The organism is Kitasatospora sp. NPDC022856, from assembly GCF_055561235.1.
The window spans coordinates 48,840-65,579 of sequence record NZ_JBVHHE010000035.1 but is presented as its reverse complement, the minus strand read 5'-3'; the positions used below and the strand labels follow the sequence as shown (position 1 = coordinate 65,579).

The window sequence follows — 16,740 nt, the reverse complement described above, 5'->3', positions numbered from 1 at the left end:
TCAAAACCCGTACCCACTACAGCGAAGCGACCGCCTGGGCGCACCACGCCCAACTCCATGCCGCTTGACCTCTAACGACATGGGGTGTCTGAACCATGACTCGTCAGAAGTCCGTCCATCCGAACCCGCGGTCGAGCGCGGGCGCGGTGTTCGGTGCCGTCCTGCGGCGATTCCGCGACGCGAAGGGAATCTCGCAGGGCGAACTCGCCGCACTCGTCCCGTGCAGCCGCCCGCACATCTCCCGCATCGAGGCCGGCACCCGCAACCCGCAGGAGGACTTCGTCCTCGCGGCCGACCGGCTGCTGGACACCGGCGGACAGCTGATGGACCTCTGGAGAGAGATCGACTGGTACGCCCGGGTGGAGCACCCGGACTGGTTCCGGCGCTACGCGGGGTTCGAGGAGCGGGCTTCGACGATCTGCGAGTTCCAGGTCGCCCACATCTCAGGCCTCCTGCAGACCGAGGCCTACGCCCGCGCGCTGCTCGCATCGGGCGACGCCGCGGGCAACCCCGACCTGATCGAGGAACGCATCGCCTCCCGACTGGCTCGCCAGCATCGCCTGACCGCGCCGGACGGCCCTCTCTTCAAGGTCGTCCACTCCGAGGCCGCGATCCGCTCACTCGTGGGGGGCGAGGCGGTCATGCACGAACAGCTCGAACGCCTGCTGACGCTCGGACGGCTCCCCAACGTCGTCCTCCAGGTCGCGCCCCTCAGCCTCGGCGAACGAGTACCGTTCGCCACCATCGTCTCGCTGGTCACCTCACCCGACGGCAAGACTCGGATCTACTCCGAGAGCCTGGATCAGGGCCACTTCATCGAGGATCCGAGAGTCGTCCAACGCAGGCAGCGCGCCTATGATCTGCTCCAGGCGGACGCGCTCTCCCCCCGCGAGAGCGCCGCGCTGATCCGCAGTGTGAGGGAAGGACTTCTCAACGTCATGCCTGACAACCCCACCATCTCGTGGCGCAAGTCCAGCTACAGCGGGAACAACGGCGGCAACTGCATCGAGGTGGCCGAAGGCCGCCCCTCCCTGCTCGTCCGCGACTCCAAGGACCCCGAGGGCCCCGTCCTCTCGTTCCCCTCCACCACCTGGCAGTCCTTCATCGACGCCGTCCGCACCGACACCTTCCCGACGCCCGGCCGCTGAACGACCGCATCCGAATCCCCTCCCCCGGCCCACCGGGGAGGGGATTCGCCCGTTCTCGCCGGGAGGTGCCCGGCCGGCGGTCGGTAGGGTGCGGCCATGACGCGACACATCGCCTTCGACGCCCTGCACAACTTCCGCGACATGGGCGGATACCGGAACTCTGACGGATCGTCGGTCCGGTGGGGCCGGCTCTACCGGTCGGACTCGCTGGGCAAGCTCTCCTCGCCCGAGGACCTCGCGGTGTTCCGGGGCCTCGGCATCGGCACCGTGATCGACCTGCGCTACCCGTGGGAGATCGCCGCCAAGGGGCGGATACCCGTGATGGACGGCGTGGCCTACCACAACCTCTCGATCGAGCACCGGCCGTACGACCAGGCGGAGATCGACCCGGACGTCGATCCCTGGCGCTACCTCGCGGACCGGTTCGCCGAGGTGACCGAGGACGGGGTGGCGGAGATCCGCCAGGTGATCGAACTGGTCGCGGCCGCGGACCACCCGGTGGTCTTCCACTGCGCCTCCGGCAAGGACCGCACCGGGCTGATCGCCGCACTGCTCCTCACCCTGCTCGACGTCCCCGAGGTCGACATCGCGGCCGACTTCGCCCTCACCGAACTGGCCACGCCGCAGCTCGTCGCCGACTGGCACGCCGCCAACCCCGGGCGCACGCTGCGCTGGCCGGGGTACGGGCGCGCGCCGGAGGACGTGATCCGGCACGTGCTCGCCGACCTCACCGCCGCCCACGGCTCGGTGCGCGCCTATGCCACCGGCACACTCGGTGTCGACGAGGAACTGATCGGCGCACTGCGCTCCCGACTGCTCACCGAATAGCCGACGGGCGGCGGGAACCAGCCACCCCATTTTGCAAATGACAATCCTACAAAATCAGACCTGAACAACCTTTCGCTCATCCGAGGACATCTGCGGAAATGCTTGGCCGACTTCCCGTCGGCCAGGCAAATCTTCGAGCACTTCGTATCACCGGCTTGCCAAGCCCCGGCCCTATCACCCCCACCCTCCGAATGGCCGGAAATAATAGTTCTTGGCAGCTGTTCGTGCACGCTAAGGTCGTTCCCGCGGCGGCTCGTCCGATCGGGTGATCAAGGCCGATGGCAGTCGAACCTCCGCTCGCTTCTTTTTGCCTGCATGACGCCCCCCGTGGCGTCACCGAAAAGATCGGACGGGATATGCACGCAAAGCACCGCACGCTCGTGCGCGGCATTCTGGTGGCCGGCGCGCTGCTCGGGTTCGCCGGCGCGACGCCGGCCCTCGCCGAGGGCTCCTGGACGTCCCACATCAGCAACTGGGGGCCCGGCTCCGAGTCCCGCCGGTGGACGGACTACGACCGGGACGACGCCGTGACGACGGTGTCGTTCAAGGGCTGCACCACCGACACCAACGAGTTCAAGAACGCCGATCTCCAGCTCTACAAGGACGTCGTCGGCCCCGACCGAGCCTACGGGTACCGGCTGAACCGGTGCGACACCTCCGTCTGGGGCGACCAGAGCTCCGGCGAGTACTACTTCGCGCTGGAGGGCGTGCGCGCCGGCGGCAAGCTCTGGGTCGACTCGGTGAGCACCCAGTACTGAGCCCGGCCCGCCCACCGGAATCCCGGGAAGTCCGGGCGTTCCCCCGACTTCCCGGGCCTCCCCGGCCTCCCGACGACCCGTTGCGCCGGTGGAGACCCCGCCCGCCGACCCGCCGCCCTCCCCTCCCCCGGCATCGCCCCGCACCCACCGAGCGAAATGCGTCGACCCCGCCATGTCCCTTGAGTTCCACCACGTCGACTTCCAGTACAGCCGGAAAGCCGGACTCTTCGCCGGCTTCGCCCTGCGGATCGACGATCCGGCCACCGTCCTGCTCGGCCCCAACGGCGCCGGCAAGTCCACCCTGATGGCCCTGGCCTCCTCCCAACTCGCCCCGCGCCGGGGCTCGGTCTCCTGGCGCGGACGCACCCCGACCGGGCACGGCGACCGGGCGGCCTACCGGCGGGCGGTGGCCTGGCTGCCGCAACAGGTCACCCCGGTCCCGGGGCTCAGCGTGCGCGAACAGGTCGCGTACAGCGGGTGGTTGAAGGGCATGTCGCGCGCCGACGCCTGGCACGCGTCGGCCGGCGCGCTGGACCGGGTCGGGCTGGCCTCGCTCGCCGACCGGCGCAGCCACCGGCTCTCCGGCGGGCAGCTGCGCCGGCTGGGCATCGCCGGCTGCCTGGCGCACCGCAGCGAACTGATCCTGATGGACGAGCCGACCGCCGGGCTCGACCCGGCGCAGCGCGGCATGTTCCGCACCCTCGTCGAGGACTTGACCACCGAGGTGAGCGTGATCGTCTCCACCCACCAGACCGAGGACCTCGCCACGAGCTACCGGCACGTGGTGGTGCTGGACCAGGGCCGGGTCCGGTTCCAGGGCGGCATCGAGGAGTTCCACGCCCTCGCCCCCGGCCGGGGCGAGGGCGCCGAGGCCGCCTACACGCACCTGGTCGAGCGGGAGGCCTGACGTGCTGCTGCGCACCGTCCTCCGCACCTCCGCCGGACTGCGGGCACTGCCGTTCCTGGTCGGCTTCCTGCTCGTCGCCCTCGGCGACGAGATCACCGACTGGGTCACCCCCGCCTACGGCCTCTCCGCCACCGGACACGCGAGCATCGCGCTGCCGTTCGCCGGCGCGGCCTGCGCGGCCGCCGGGGCCTGGGAGGGCGGCCGACTGCACCGGGGGCGGGTCTTCGACCGCTCACCGGTCCGGTCGCCGCTGGCGATCACGGCGCCCGTCCTGCTCCCGGTGGTGGTGATGGGCGGACTCGGCATGGCCGCGGCCGTCGGCGCCGCCTCAGTCGCCGGCGGCACGGTGGCCGGCACGCCGCAGCCCGGCCTGTTCGCCGCCTGGGCCGGGCTGCTGCTCGCCAACACCCTGGTCGGCTCGATCGTCGGGCGGGTCCTGGTACCGGTGGTCGCGGTGCCGCTGGCCCTGGTCAGCAGCTTCGTGCTGAACGCCTACCCGGCCTCGTCCACCACCTACTGGTTGCGGCACCTGGTCGGCGGCGGGCTCTCCGACTGCTGCGCCGTGGACCAGGTCCTCGACCAGAAGGCCGTGCTGAGCGCCCTGGCGTTCTCGGGCGCGGTGTGCGCGGCGGCCGTCCTGGTGATCCGGTACCGCGGCGCGCCGGCCGCGCTCGCCGTCGCGCTGGCGGTGACGGCCGGCGGGATCACGCTCGCCACCCACCTCGCCCGGGGGCTCGGACCCGAGCCCGTACTGGACCGGCCCGGCACCGCGCTGGTCTGCGACCACGGCCGGCCGCGGATCTGCCTCTGGCCGGAGCTGGGCACCGCCCGTGCGGACCTGGTCCGGACGGAGGCCCGACGGGTCGTCACCACCCTGGCCGAGCGGGGCGTCCCGGTACCCGCGACGCTCACCATGGCGGCCCGGCCGGGGCCGGGCGAGGCCAAGCTGGGCGTCCCGACCACGGCCCGCGCGCAGGACGTGGCACCCGGCGTGGTCGGCGGGCTGCTCCCCCGCACCCCGGACTGCGCCCGGGCGGGCGCCCCCTACCCGGCCGGCGCGGCCGCCGGACCGGTGGCCGCCTGGCTCACCGCCGAGGCCGCCCCGGACGGAGCGGCGCCCGCCGCCCGGGGTCGGTTCGGCGCGGAGGACGCCGCGCTCGCCGGGCACCTGCTGCGGCTCCCCCGGGAAGCCCAACTCGACTGGTACCGGGCGGCCACCGAGGCCCTGCGCCACTGCGACACCCCGGCACCCGCACTGCCCCCGGGCGGTGACCGGTGATCTGGTGGTGCAAGGCACGCGCGGTACCCGCCGTCGTCGCCGCCCTGGCCGGGACGTTCGCGGTGGGCCTGCTCATCGGCGACGGCGAACTGCCGGTGCCCGCACTGCACGGGCATGCGGGCCACTTCCTGGTGGGGCACATCATCACGCTGCTGCCCGCCGCGTTCCTGCTGCACGGCCTCGGCCGGGGCGACCTGCGGACGGAGGCCGTCGCCGGACGCTTCCTGCGCGGGCTGGACACCGCACTCGCCCTGGCCGTCGCGACGGCGGGCGCGGCGCTGGGCCTGCTCACCCACGCGGCCGGCCAGGACGACCTCGCCCTCGTCCTCGCCCGCAACATCGCCGGCTACCTCGGTTCGGCGCTGCTGCTGCACCCGCTGATCGGTCACCGCCCGGCCGCCGCCGCGATCGCCACCGTCCCGCTGCTCTGCGCGGCGGCCGACTGGCACCCCGACGGCCGCCCCCAACCCTGGGCCTGGCCCCTCCACCCCGCCGCATCCACCCAGGCGCTCACCGCCGTCACCCTCACCCTCCTGGCCGGCACCACGTGCGCCCTCCTGCGCCCCCGCCCCCTGACAGACCAGAACGTCCTGACCTAATGGGACTCGTCGGGCCGTCCGACTTCCTGCGCAGTACTGACCAGGAATCCCGCCCTCCGGCCGTCCACGCCCGTGCGTGGGAAGTCGACCCACTCGACTCCCACGCACCACCGATCAGAGCGAAGCACTCGGAGCCGCGACGAAGCACGCCCGCCGCGCCGGTCCGGCTCCGGTACCGGCACCCGCACCGGGCCTCTGAATCAGGATCCCGTGCGCAGGCGGTCGGCCCGCTCGACGTTCCGTGCCCGCGCCCGCGCCCCTCGCCCCCGGCTGGCCGTCAGCGGCGGCGGGGGCGGCTGCCGGGGCTGCCGGGGCGGGGCTTGCGCGGGGGGCGGCGGTCGGCGGCCGCCGGGGTGGTGGCCGTGGCGGGCCAGTGGGTGGGGCGGGCGAGGGCGGGGGGCAGCTTGGTGGCGGCGTCCCCGCGGGCGGCGTTGAGCTGGGCCTGGGTGAGGAAGAGCGCATCGGTGAGGTCGGCGCCGGCCAGGTTGGCGTCCCGCAGGTCCGCGCCGATCAGGTCGGCGGTCCGCAGGTCCGCGCCCGACAGGTCGGCCGCGACGAGCAGCGCCCCGCGCAGGTTGGCGCCCCGCAGGTCGGCGCCGCGCAGGCGGGCACCGAAGAGGTCCGCGCCCCGGTGCTCCTTGCGGCGCGGGACGGCGGCCCGGACCAGCTCGCTCGCCTTCAGCAGCAGCTCGCTCACCTCCTGGCGGTGGGCGGGCACGTCCACCGCCAGGACCTCCGCCGGGGTGCCGGCCGCGAGCCGGTCGGTCTCCGCGAACGCCCGGCGCAGCTCGGCACGGAGCGGGCGGGCGGGCTCGTAGGAGAGCGCCTCGGTGAGGTACCAGAGCAGTTCGTGCAGCTGCCGCACCACCGGGAACACGTCGGTCATCCGCCGGGTGTCCTCCGGTGCCTCGCGCCAGCTCCGGCCGCCGAAGGTGACCTGGGAGACCCGCTGACCGGCCCCGAAACAGTCGTAGACCGTGCAGCCCTGGAAACCGCGGTCGCGCAGCTGGGCGTGGATGCCGCAACCGAAGTCGGTCTGCAGGTTGCGGCACGGGGTGCCGGCCGCCTTGTCGACGGCGAAGTCGGCGCCGGCCGCGAACGGCAGCGCGACGCAGCACAGCCCGAAACAGCTCCCGCAGTCGGACAGCAGGCTGATCGGGGCGGGCGTGGGCTCGGTCACTGTGCTGGTGTTCCTCCGTACGGCGGCGCCCGGGCGGTCCGGGTCCGCGGGACGGCAGGGGCGGCCAGGGGCTGCCGGGCCTGCCGGGGGCTCGCGCGCAGTGCGCGGGACCCGTCGTAGAGCGTACCGACACGGCGCCGGGGCCGGGGCGGCCCGGGAACCGGGGGGCGGTGAGCGGCAGTCCGTTAGTGTGGTCGGCCGGTGTCGGTTCGGGATCTGTACGAAGGTCCGTACGAATCGGGGGCACCGCAGGCACCGGAGCAACCGAACAGTGGAGGAATCAGGCATGTCCCGGCACGACGTCACGCCGTACCCGGACACCGAGAGCGAGGACGCCCGCACCGCGGGCGACACCACCCCCGCGAAGGCGGCGGCGGTCCAGCGCCTCCCGCCCCGCGCCCGTGCCGCCGCCCTCACCCTGCTCTGCTTCGCCGTCTGCCTGGCGATCGGTGCCCAGCAGTGGACCACCGCCCAGCTGGGCGGCTTCGACCTCGGCATCTTCGACCAGGGCGTGCGCGGCTACGCGCACTTCGGTCTGCCGGTGTCGTCGCTGAAGAGCTTCCACCACGAGTTCCCGCCGGACTTCTCGCTCCTCGGCGACCACTTCTCCCCCGTGATCGCGCTGCTGTCGCCGCTGTACTGGCTCTGGGACGACCCGCGCTCGCTGCTCGTGGGCCAGGCACTGCTGTTCGCCGCCGGGGTCCCGCTGGTCCGCCGGGTCGCCGACCGCTGCTTCGCGGACGCCGACCCGCGCACCGCCCGCCGCGCCGCCGACCTGGCGGGCCTCGCCTACGGGCTGGGCTGGCCGCTGCTGGTGGCCTCGCGCGGCGGCTTCCACGAGGTCGCCTTCGCCGTCCCGCTCACCCTGCTGATGCTGGAGCGCGGGCTGGCCCGCCGCTACGGCACGGCGGCGCTGGCCGGTCTGCTGCTCTGCTGCACCAAGGAGGACCTGGGGCTGGCGGTCGGCGCGTACGGGCTGGTGCTGCTGCTGAGGGCCCGCCGGGACGAGGACCGCGACCGGCGCCGGCGGACCCTCCGCTGGGGCACCGGCTTCCTGCTCGGCGGACCGCTCGCCTCGGTGGTGGCGATCGCCTGGCTGGTACCGGCGATGGGCGGGGTGCCCGGCTACTACTGGAACTACGGCTCGCTGGGGACGGACGCCGGCGACGCCGCCTCCAGCGTGCTCGCGGACCCGACGCTGCTGGTGTCGGCCGCCTTCGACGCCCCGCTGAAGCCGCTGCTGCTGCTCTGGATCTTCGGCACCCTGTTCCTTCTGCCGCTGCGCTCCGCCACGGTGCTCTGCGCCCTGCCGCTGCTGGCGGAGCGGGTGCTCTCCAGCAACCCGAACCACTGGTCGATCGCCCGGCACTACGACGCGTTCCTCTGGCCGGTCCTGCTGGTCGCGGCGCTGGAGGTGCTGGGCCGCCGGCACGACCGCGTGCGCACCCGCCGCCTCGGGGTGTCGGCGGCCGCCGTGACGATCGCGGCCGCGCTGCCGCTCGGGGCGGCCGGCCTGTTCGTCCCCGCCTACTGGCAGGCGAAGCCGAGCGAGGCGGCGCTGATCCGGGGCGCCGAGCGGATCCCGGACGGCGTCACGGTCGAGGCCGACAACCAGGCCGCCCCCCGGCTGACCGCCCGCACCGACGTGGTGCTGGTGGACGGCACCCCGCGCGGGCGCGAGTACGTGCTGATCCGCGCCGACAAGCGCGCGTTCCCGTTCAAGACCGACCGCGAGCAGGCGGCCCGGATCGAGCTGCTGCTGGCACACGGCTACCGACAGGTCTGGTCCGAGGACGGCGTGGTGCTGCTGCACCGGGAGAGCTCCGAGCCGGTCCCCGGCGAGCACGTACCCGGCCCGGGCAGCACGGGGTACCAGGACGAGGTGCCGTCGGACGTCGGCCACAACCTCTTCCGGGGCTGACCGGGTTCCGGGGCCGACCGGGCCGACCCCAGGAGGCCGCGGCGGCCCCGCCTGCAGTCGTCCGGTGAACCGAGACCCCTCCCCGACGGACCTCGAACCCGACCGCTCCGCACGCTCCGGCGCCCGGCCGCCACCCGGGCGGCGGCCGGGCCACGGCCGGTGAGGCGACGGCCGACCCGGTGCCCGGGCACCCGGGAAACGCTCAGCCCTCGTACGGCAGCAGCTCCGCGCGCTTCGGCGGGCGGCCGTCGCCCGAGGAGCGGCCGGTGAGGCGGCGGCCGATCCAGGGGCCGAGGTGTGTCCGGGCCCAGCAGGCGTCGGCGGCCAGCTTCTCCGCCCGGCCCGGCAGGGCGGCGACCGGCAGCGGGGCGCGCCAGTCGAAGGCGGCGGGGCGGCCGAGCGCCTCCAGGACGGCCTCGGCGACCCGGCGGTGGCCCTCGGGGCCGAGGTGCAGGCGGTCCTCGGCCCAGAGGCGGCGGTCGTCGAAGCACGGGGCGGAGAAGAGGTCGACCACCGCGATCCCCCGGTCCTGGCCGAGCTCGTGCACGAAGGCCTTCATCCGCAGGATCGCCGGGAGCAGCCGGGTGCTGCCCGCCATCCGTCGGGTGGGGTCGGTACTGGTGAACAGCACCACGGTGGCGCCGGTGGCGCGCAGCGCGGTGGCGGAGCGGCCGAGCAGGTCCTCGACCTGGGCGATGTCGCAGCGCGGCCGCAGCACGTCGTTGAGGCCGCCGGCCAGAGTGACGAGGTCGGCGCGCATCGCGGCGGCGGTGGCCAGTTGCTCGTCGTGGATCTGGCCGATCAGCTTGCCCCGGACGGCGAGGTTGGCGTACCGGAAGGCGCCGGTCGGCTGCTCGGCGGCGAGCCGGTCGGCGACCCGGTCGGCCCAGCCCCGGTAGTGGCCGTCGGTGAGCAGGTCGTCGCACATGCCCTCGGTGAAGGAGTCCCCGACGGCGACGTAACTGGTGTACCCGGTGGGCTCGGTGGGCGCGCCGGGCGCGCTCTTCTCCATTGTGTTCTCCATGGCCCGACGATCGTACGCGCACCTCCACCGGCTGCCGGGGACACCCCCGGCACCGCGCGAGCCCGACAGCCGGACCGGGGCAACGGGCCGGATCGGCCCCAATCAACGGCGGCGGCAACCGAACGCCGACCGGCCGTTTATCGGCCTGCGCCAGAGTGGGTCGGGCCGGGAGGGGACGCCCGGCAGGCACCACCCGCCGAGGAGGGCATCCGGAGCGAAGGACCGGCCGCGGCCCGTGCACCACCGCGGCCGCACCCGTCCGGGTCACCCGACCGCCGGCGCGGAGCGACGACCAGCAACGGGGGAGCTGGTCGCCGGAGCCGTCACGGATCCGCCGCCGGTACCGAGGGGTTCGCGCAGCTCTCGCGGAGAGCTGCGCGGGCCCGGTCCGTGACCGGGCTCCGCCGGACCGGGAGGTCGGCCGGCCGCCACGCGTCGTCGGGGATCCGGTCCCCGGTCGCGTACCCGCCCTCCTCCGTCAGCGGCCGGCGGAAGCCGTCATCGCGGGCGTCGACGGGCTTGAGGGGCGAAGGCGACGTCCGCGCGAGGTGCGCCGGGACGGCACCCGCAGATCGCCTCCTGCGGCACCCTAGCCCGCCACCACCGCGCCGTCCGCCGACAGTTCGCGCCCGCCGTCCGGTCCGGCCCCCCCACCGCCGTCCGCCTCCGCGCCGCCCGCGCCGTCCGCACCCGTGACCCAGTGCTCCCGCACCGCGTCCGTCGGCCGCTGCTCGCCGAGCAGGTCGAGGCCCCAGGCACCCAGGGCGTCGACCACCCGGCGCAGCGTCACGCCCCGCTCGGTGAGCTCGTACACGGTGGCGTTGGCCGGCCGTTCCAGCCGCCGGCGCAGCACCAGGCCCTCGCCCTCCAACTGCTTGAGCCGGGCGGCGAGGATGTCGGTGGAGACGCCGGGCAGGTCGGCGTGCAGGTCGGTGTAGCGGCGCGGGCCGGCGAGGAGTTCACGGACGATCAGGAGACTCCAGCGCTCCCCCACCGCGTCCAGGGCGCGGGCGACGGCGCAGTACTGGTCGTAGCTTCGGCGTGACATGTGGATCAGCATAGCCAAAAGGTTGGACTTTCCAAGTGCTTACTTGGTAGAACAAAGCGAGCAGAACGTGCGGGTTGACCGGTCGGGAGGCCTCAGATGGAGTTTCGGCAGTCCAGCAAGCTGACGGGTGTGTGCTACGAGATCCGGGGCCCGGTGGTCGACCAGGCCAATGCGCTGGAGGCGGCCGGGCACAGCGTGCTGCGGCTGAACACCGGCAACCCGGCGCCGTTCGGCTTCGAGGCGCCGGAGGAGATCCTCCAGGACATCATCCGCAACCTGCCCAACGCCCACGGCTACAGCGACTCGCGCGGCATCCTGCCGGCCCGTCGCGCGGTGGTGCAGTACTACCAGCAGCGCGGCGTCGCCGGAGTGACCGTCAACGACGTCTACCTCGGCAACGGCGTCTCCGAGCTGATCCAGATGGCCGTCACGGCCCTGGTCGACGACGGCGACGAGGTGCTCGTCCCGATGCCCGACTACCCGCTCTGGACGGCCGTGGTCCGGCTGGCCGGCGGCAAGGCCGTCCACTACGCCTGCGACGAGCAGGCGGACTGGTACCCGGACCTCGACGACATCGCGGCCAAGATCACCCACCGCACCAAGGCCATCGTCGTCATCAACCCCAACAACCCGACCGGCGCGGTCTATCCGAAGGAACTGCTGGAGGGCATCCTCGACCTCGCCCGCCGGCACCAGCTGATGGTGCTGGCCGACGAGATCTACGACAAGATCCTCTACGACGACACCGAGCACCACTGCCTGGCCGCGCTCGCCGAGGACGTGCTGACGCTCACCTTCAACGGCCTCTCCAAGTCCTACCGGGTGGCCGGCTTCCGCAGCGGCTGGCTGGTCGTCTCCGGGCCCAAGCAGCACGCCACCGACTACCTGGAGGGCCTCACCATGCTCTCCGGCATGCGGCTCTGCCCCAACGTCCCGGCCCAGTACGCCGTCCAGGCCGCGCTCGGCGGCCACCAGTCCATCAACGACCTCGTCCTGCCCGCCGGCCGGCTCACCGAGCAGCGTGACGTCGCGTACAAGGCGCTGAACGAGATCCCCGGCGTCAGCTGTGTGAAGCCCAAGGGCGCGCTGTACGCGTTCGCCCGGCTGGACCCGGCGGTGCACCGGATCGTCGACGACGAGCGGTTCGTCCTGGACCTGCTGCTCCGCGAGAAGATCCACGTCGTCCAGGGCACCGGCTTCAACTGGCCGCGCCCGGACCACTTCCGCTTCGTCACCCTCCCCCGGGCCGACGACCTGGAGACCGCGATCAACCGGATCGGCCGCTTCCTCGCCACCTACCGCCAGACCTGACGCCCCGGTCGCCGGCGGTCCGGGAGCCCCCGCACCCCCGGCGACGCGGGCACGGGCCCCGCCCGCCGCGGCTCGTAGGCTTGACGACCATGACGGTCCTGCGCTCCGCCGCCCTGTTCGCCCTCGCCGCCCTCGCCGAGATCGGCGGCTGCTGGCTGATCTGGCAGAGCGTGCGGGAGGAGCGGCCGTGGTGGCTGGCCGGCCTCGGGGTGGTGGTGCTCGGCGGGTACGGCTTCTTCGCCGCGCTCCAGCCGGACAGCGACTTCGGCCGGGTGCTGGCCGCGTACGGCGGCGTCTTCGTGGCCGGCTCGCTGCTCTGGGGCATGGCGGTGGACGGCTTCCGGCCCACCCGCTACGACGTGGCCGGGGCGCTGGTCTGCCTGGCCGGGGTCGCCGTGATCATGTACGGCCCCCGGCGCTGAGCGGCGGCGCTGCCGCACAGCGCCGGGGCGGACGGACGCCGGCGGACGCCGGCACCCCCGCCTACTTGACGCCGGCCGCCGCGCAGGCGTCCGCGAACGGCGCGGTGCAGATGTCGGCCGCCTTGTACAGGCCGCCGCCGACCACCGTGGCCTGCACCTTCGCCTTGGTCACCACGATCGGGGTGAGCAGCAGCGAGGGGATCCGCTGCCCGCCGCTGTCGACCCCCGCGTTGGCCGACGCGTTGATGTCCATCCCCTTCAGCAGCTGGACGGCGATGCTCCCGGCGGCGTCCGCCTCGGGCTTGTACGGCTTGTAGACGGTGAAGGACTGCTCGCCGGTCAGCACCCGGCGCACCGCGTCGATGGAGGCGTCCTGGCCGCCGACCGGGACGTTCTTGATCCCGGCCGCCCTGAGCGCCTCGATGACGGACGCGGCCATGCCGTCGTTGGCCGCGTACACGGCCTGGAAACCGTCCTTGCCGAGGGCCTGGATGGCCTCGTTGGTCTTGGCCAGGGCCACCTCCGGCTTCCACTCGCCGGACTGCTCGTAGCCGATCTTCTTGACCCGGCCGTCGAGCGACCGGTGCGCGCCGGCCTTGAACATCGCCGCGTTGGGGTCGGACTCGGCGCCGTTGATCATCACGACCGTGGCGGCGGCGGCCTTCGGGCCGAGCGCGTCGAGCAGGGCCTGGCCCTGGATCTCGCCGGTGCGCTGGTTGTCGAAGGACACGTAGGCGGCGACCTTGCCCTCCGCCAGCCGGTCGTAGGCGACGACCTTCACGCCCTTGGCGGCGGCGGCCTCCACCCAGGGGGCGGTGACCTCGGCGTTCACCGGGTCGAGCAGGACGACCTTGACGCCCTTGGCCAGCAGGTCGTCGAACTGCCGCTTCTGAACGGTCTCGTCGCCGTCGGCGTTGGCGTAGTCGACGACGCAGCCGGTGCAGAGGGACTCCACCGTGGCCTCGATCAGCGGCTTGTCGAAGGCCTCGTACCGGGTCGAGGAGGTCTTCTCGGGCAGCAGCAGCCCGATGGTCTTGCCGGCGACGCCGTCCGAGTGCGGTGCCGCTCCGTCGCTCTGGCCGCAGGCTGCGAGGGCGAGGGCCAGCGCGAGCGTGGCCGTGCCCGCGCCCGCGCGACGGGTCGTTCTGTTCATGGTGGGTGCTGCCTCCTGACTGCGCCGCGGCTTTGCGGCAGAGGTCGGAGTCAAGCCGTGCTCGGCGATTCCGTCAATAACTGAAGGGAAACTCGATACCTTGCTGCTCGATTCGTTATGAAGTGAAGATCCGTCGGATATTCCCGCACGACAGTCGCGAAGCCTTCGCAGACCGGCGTCAACTCTTCAACATCACGAGCCCGGCCGTCACCCGGGCATAGGGTGGGCGGCGACCCCAGCACCCACCCGTGAGGACCGCACAGCGATGGCCAAACCCCCCGAAATCGGCTCCCTCGCCCCCGAGTTCACCCTGCCCGGCCTGCTGTTCGACGAGCAGGCCGGCACCGCCGAACGCCGCGAGTACCGCCTCGCCGAAGCCAAGGGCGGCCCGCTGGTCCTGGTCTTCTACCCCGGCGACGACACCGCGGTCTGCACCAAGCAGCTCTGCTCGTACAGCTCCGACCTGGACCGCTTCCGCGGCCTGGGCGCCACCGTGTGGGGCATCAGCCCGCAGGGGCTGGACAGCCACGAGCAGTTCGCCCGCAAGCACCGCCTGGGCTTCCCGCTGCTCGCCGACCCGGACCGGACCGTCGTCCGCGCCTACGGCATCGCGGTGCCCGGGCTCGGGCTGCGCCGCTCGGTGTTCGTCCTGGACGGCGACGGCACGGTCCGCTGGAAGCACGTCGCGCTCGCCGGGCTGACCTTCCAGCACAGCGACACCCTCGCGGCGCAACTGGCCGCACTCGGCTAGACCGGCCCGCCGGCGGGCGGCGGGAAGCCCAGGCGGCGCACGCGGCGGTCCCCGGCCGGCCCCGGACACGCCGGTGGCCCGGCCGGGAGTTCCCGACCGGGCCACCGGGCCCCGTGGGGCCGGTCTCCGCGCCCCCGGGCGCGCGCGGCGGACTACCAGCCCCAGCCGCCGCCCTCGCCGTCGTCGTCGGTGGTGCCGTCCCAGCCCTCGCCGACCTTGCGCAGGATCGTGTAGTGGTCGACCTGCGTGCCGTTCTCGGCGAGCGCGGTGACCTTCATCGACGACTTCTGCCCCAGGTGCGCCGGGGTGACGTCGACCTTGATGAACGAGTAGCCGGTGTAGCGGACCCGCGACCACTCGACCTTCTCGGTCACCTTCACCCCGCCCTTGGCGAAGTGGTAGGTGTCCACCGAGTCCAGCCGGTTCTCGTGGCCCTCGTAGGTGTCCGGGGCGTCGAAGCTGTACAGGCTGCGGCCGGCCGCGCCCGCCGTCACGTACACCACGCCGTCGGTGGCCGGCTCGACGGTGGCGCCGCTCGGCACCGCCTTGGAGACCTTGTTGCCGAGGATCGCGTCGGTGCGCTCGTAGACGTGGTTGTGACCGTTGATCACCAGGTCCACCCGGTACTTCTCGAACAGCGGCACCCACGCCTCGCGCACCCCGCCCTCGGAGGCGTGCTGGTGGGTGGTGGAGAAGGCGCAGTGGTGGAAGAAGACCACGACGAAGTCGACGGTCTCGTCGTTGCGGAGGTCCTTCAGGGTGCGCTGCAGCCACGCGGTCTGCTTGCCCGCCGAGATGCCCAGGTTGGCCGGGATCTCGTAGGAGACGTCGTTGGCGTCCAGCGAGATGACGCCGACGTTCTTGTAGCGGAAGCTGTAGACGCCGGGGACGGTCCGCGGGTCCGGGCCGTTGTCCGGCAGGAAGAAGCGGTTGTTCTCGCCGCCGTACCCGTGGTGCGAGTACCAGGCCTCCATGTCGTGGTTGCCGTAGGAGACCATCCACGGGACCTTCGAGGCGACCGTCTCGGTCTGGACCAGGAAGTCGTCCCAGGTGCGGGCGTTGTACACCGACTTGTCGGCGTCCTGGCCGGATCCGGCCGGGTCGGCGTAGCAGATGTCGCCGGCGTGCAGGTGGAAGGCCGGGTTCTGGGCCAGGATCACGTGGTCGTTGCCGGCCGCGTGCGCGCTGACGCCCTGGTCACCGAAGGCGGTGAAGGTGAACGGCTCGTACACCTTGCCCCAGCGGTGGTCGCGCGAGGGCGCGGTGCGGAAGGTGCTCAGGGTGGAGATCGCCTGCTGCGAGGCCGGGTCGAAGCCCTGGTGGCCGACGCCGTAGTAGTACGTGGTGTCGGGCTGGAGGTCCTCCAGCGCGACGTGCAGGTAGTACTGGTCCACCGGCTGGCCGGTCGGGGTCAGCGCGGGGGTGTGCAGGGCGCGCACCTCGGCCTGGACCTTGTGGCCGAGGTCCCACGGGTTCCTGCCGTAGCGCAGGAACGGCTTCTTCACCGGGGCCGGGACCTGCCAGGAGACCCGGAGCTGGGTGTCCGGCTCGGGGCCGAACGCGAGGTGACGGCCGATCGGGGCGACGAGCGAGCCGTCGACGCCGTCGGCCGTGCCGCCGGTCAGCAGCTGCGGGGAGGCCGGCGCGGCCGTCGCGACACCGCTGCCCAGCGAACCGCCCACGGCCAGGGCGCCGACGCCGACGGCAGCGGCGGTCAGCATCCGGCGGCGGGAGAAACGGGCCCGCAGGTACTCGTGCTGCTCGGCCATGCTCATGCGGTCGGCGAGCTTCGCGGGCACGCCCATGTGGGGGATATCCATGGGCGGGACTCTTCCAGCGCAGCGTTGACCGCACACCTACAGGCGGTGAACGCACCCCGGCGTGCCGGTCAGTCGAACGCCAATGTTCGACCATGTCTCGGCAAAGTCGCCCCGGGCGGCCGGAGGCCGCCGGATCATCCGGCCCGGCCCGGGTCCTGATCCCCCGGGTCCTGATCCCCCGTCGCAGGGTCCGCCGTACCGGCCGGGGCGCAGGCGGACCGGCCGGGGCCCTGCGCTACCGGCCGGGGCCCCGGCAGACGAAGGGCTCCGCCGGCCGACGGCCTCAGCGCGGCGGCGGGGCGATCTCGTCCCAGGTGGAGGGGGCGCGGTTGCCGGTGCCGTCGCACGTCCGGCAGACCTCGTCGCGGTAGGCGTGCTTGGCGCCGGCCGCGTCGACCCGGTAGCGGACGTAGACACCGGTGCCGTCGCAGAGGAAGCAGTTGCCGCCACCGCCGCCGACCTCGGTGGTGCCGGTGCCCTGGCAGGTGCGGCAGCTGAGACCGGCGGTGCGGCCGGTGCCCGCGCAGATGCGGCAGACCGTGGTCACGTCGTGATTCCTCCCAAGCCGGGGCGCCCGGTAAATGGTAGTGC

At 73.2% G+C, this 16,740-nt stretch carries 15 protein-coding genes and 1 pseudogene; 10 read left to right on the top strand and 6 right to left on the bottom strand.

Annotation, left to right across the window (positions count from 1 at the left end; genetic code table 11):
• Positions 1-95: 95 nt before the first annotated feature.
• From ACZ34W_RS31375 to ACZ34W_RS31350, 6 genes are all read left to right on the top strand, one after another.
• Complete coding sequence (locus ACZ34W_RS31375; protein ID WP_465608929.1) at positions 96-1,148, top strand: Scr1 family TA system antitoxin-like transcriptional regulator; 1,053 nt, start codon at positions 96-98, stop codon at positions 1,146-1,148.
• A gap of 96 nt (positions 1,149-1,244) precedes the next feature.
• Positions 1,245-1,976: a tyrosine-protein phosphatase gene (locus tag ACZ34W_RS31370; RefSeq protein ID WP_465608927.1), complete on the top strand. Its 732-nt coding sequence runs from the start codon at positions 1,245-1,247 to the stop codon at positions 1,974-1,976.
• Between the two features lie 356 nt (positions 1,977-2,332).
• Positions 2,333-2,734: a hypothetical protein gene (locus tag ACZ34W_RS31365; RefSeq protein WP_329487087.1), complete on the top strand. Its 402-nt coding sequence runs from the start codon at positions 2,333-2,335 to the stop codon at positions 2,732-2,734.
• A 172-nt stretch (positions 2,735-2,906) separates the two neighbouring features.
• The gene (locus ACZ34W_RS31360; protein WP_329487088.1) at positions 2,907-3,641 is read left to right on the top strand and encodes an ATP-binding cassette domain-containing protein; all 735 of its coding nucleotides are present in this window, start codon (positions 2,907-2,909) and stop codon (positions 3,639-3,641) included.
• A gap of 1 nt (position 3,642) precedes the next feature.
• Entirely contained in the window at positions 3,643-4,920 is a 1,278-nt protein-coding gene (locus tag ACZ34W_RS31355) for a DUF7224 domain-containing protein (RefSeq protein WP_465608924.1), read from the top strand.
• Positions 4,917-5,519 (top strand): hypothetical protein, encoded by a 603-nt coding sequence (locus ACZ34W_RS31350; protein ID WP_465608922.1) that lies wholly within the window; start codon positions 4,917-4,919, stop codon positions 5,517-5,519. The genes ACZ34W_RS31355 and ACZ34W_RS31350 overlap by 4 nt, the downstream gene beginning before the upstream one ends.
• A gap of 277 nt (positions 5,520-5,796) precedes the next feature.
• Here ACZ34W_RS31350 and ACZ34W_RS31345 read toward each other — a convergent pair whose 3' ends face one another.
• Entirely contained in the window at positions 5,797-6,699 is a 903-nt protein-coding gene (locus ACZ34W_RS31345; RefSeq protein WP_465608920.1) for a pentapeptide repeat-containing protein, read from the bottom strand.
• A gap of 286 nt (positions 6,700-6,985) precedes the next feature.
• Here ACZ34W_RS31345 and ACZ34W_RS31340 point away from each other — a divergent pair, with 286 nt between their 5' ends.
• Positions 6,986-8,620: a DUF2079 domain-containing protein gene (locus tag ACZ34W_RS31340; RefSeq protein ID WP_465608918.1), complete on the top strand. Its 1,635-nt coding sequence runs from the start codon at positions 6,986-6,988 to the stop codon at positions 8,618-8,620.
• Between the two features lie 202 nt (positions 8,621-8,822).
• Here ACZ34W_RS31340 and ACZ34W_RS31335 read toward each other — a convergent pair whose 3' ends face one another.
• Both ACZ34W_RS31335 and ACZ34W_RS31330 read right to left on the bottom strand, forming a co-directional pair.
• The gene (locus ACZ34W_RS31335; protein WP_465608916.1) at positions 8,823-9,644 is read right to left on the bottom strand and encodes an SGNH/GDSL hydrolase family protein; all 822 of its coding nucleotides are present in this window, start codon (positions 9,642-9,644) and stop codon (positions 8,823-8,825) included.
• Positions 9,645-10,341: 697 nt separating this feature from the next.
• Positions 10,342-10,692, bottom strand: a pseudogene (locus ACZ34W_RS31330) (winged helix-turn-helix transcriptional regulator); the annotation flags it as partial.
• 96 nt (positions 10,693-10,788) lie between these two features.
• On the opposite strand from ACZ34W_RS31330, the gene ACZ34W_RS31325 reads away from it, so the two are divergent.
• Positions 10,789-12,003, top strand: coding sequence for a pyridoxal phosphate-dependent aminotransferase (locus ACZ34W_RS31325; protein WP_329487096.1), 1,215 nt, complete (start codon positions 10,789-10,791; stop codon positions 12,001-12,003).
• 89 nt (positions 12,004-12,092) lie between these two features.
• Positions 12,093-12,425 carry a YnfA family protein gene (locus ACZ34W_RS31320; RefSeq protein ID WP_329487097.1) on the top strand — a complete coding sequence of 111 codons (333 nt, stop codon included), beginning with the start codon at positions 12,093-12,095 and terminating at the stop codon, positions 12,423-12,425.
• Positions 12,426-12,486: 61 nt separating this feature from the next.
• Here the strand turns inward: ACZ34W_RS31320 and ACZ34W_RS31315 are convergent, their stop codons facing one another.
• Positions 12,487-13,578, bottom strand: coding sequence for a sugar ABC transporter substrate-binding protein (locus ACZ34W_RS31315; protein WP_465608913.1), 1,092 nt, complete (start codon positions 13,576-13,578; stop codon positions 12,487-12,489).
• Between the two features lie 265 nt (positions 13,579-13,843).
• Between ACZ34W_RS31315 and ACZ34W_RS31310 the strand changes: the two genes are divergently transcribed.
• On the top strand, positions 13,844-14,329 hold the full coding sequence (locus ACZ34W_RS31310) for a peroxiredoxin (RefSeq protein WP_329487099.1): 486 nt from the start codon (positions 13,844-13,846) through the stop codon (positions 14,327-14,329).
• 152 nt (positions 14,330-14,481) lie between these two features.
• Here ACZ34W_RS31310 and ACZ34W_RS31305 read toward each other — a convergent pair whose 3' ends face one another.
• Positions 14,482-16,149 (bottom strand): purple acid phosphatase family protein, encoded by a 1,668-nt coding sequence (locus tag ACZ34W_RS31305; protein WP_465608911.1) that lies wholly within the window; start codon positions 16,147-16,149, stop codon positions 14,482-14,484.
• Positions 16,150-16,432: 283 nt separating this feature from the next.
• Positions 16,433-16,696, bottom strand: coding sequence for a hypothetical protein (locus tag ACZ34W_RS31300; RefSeq protein WP_329487101.1), 264 nt, complete (start codon positions 16,694-16,696; stop codon positions 16,433-16,435).
• Positions 16,697-16,740 lie beyond the last annotated feature (44 nt).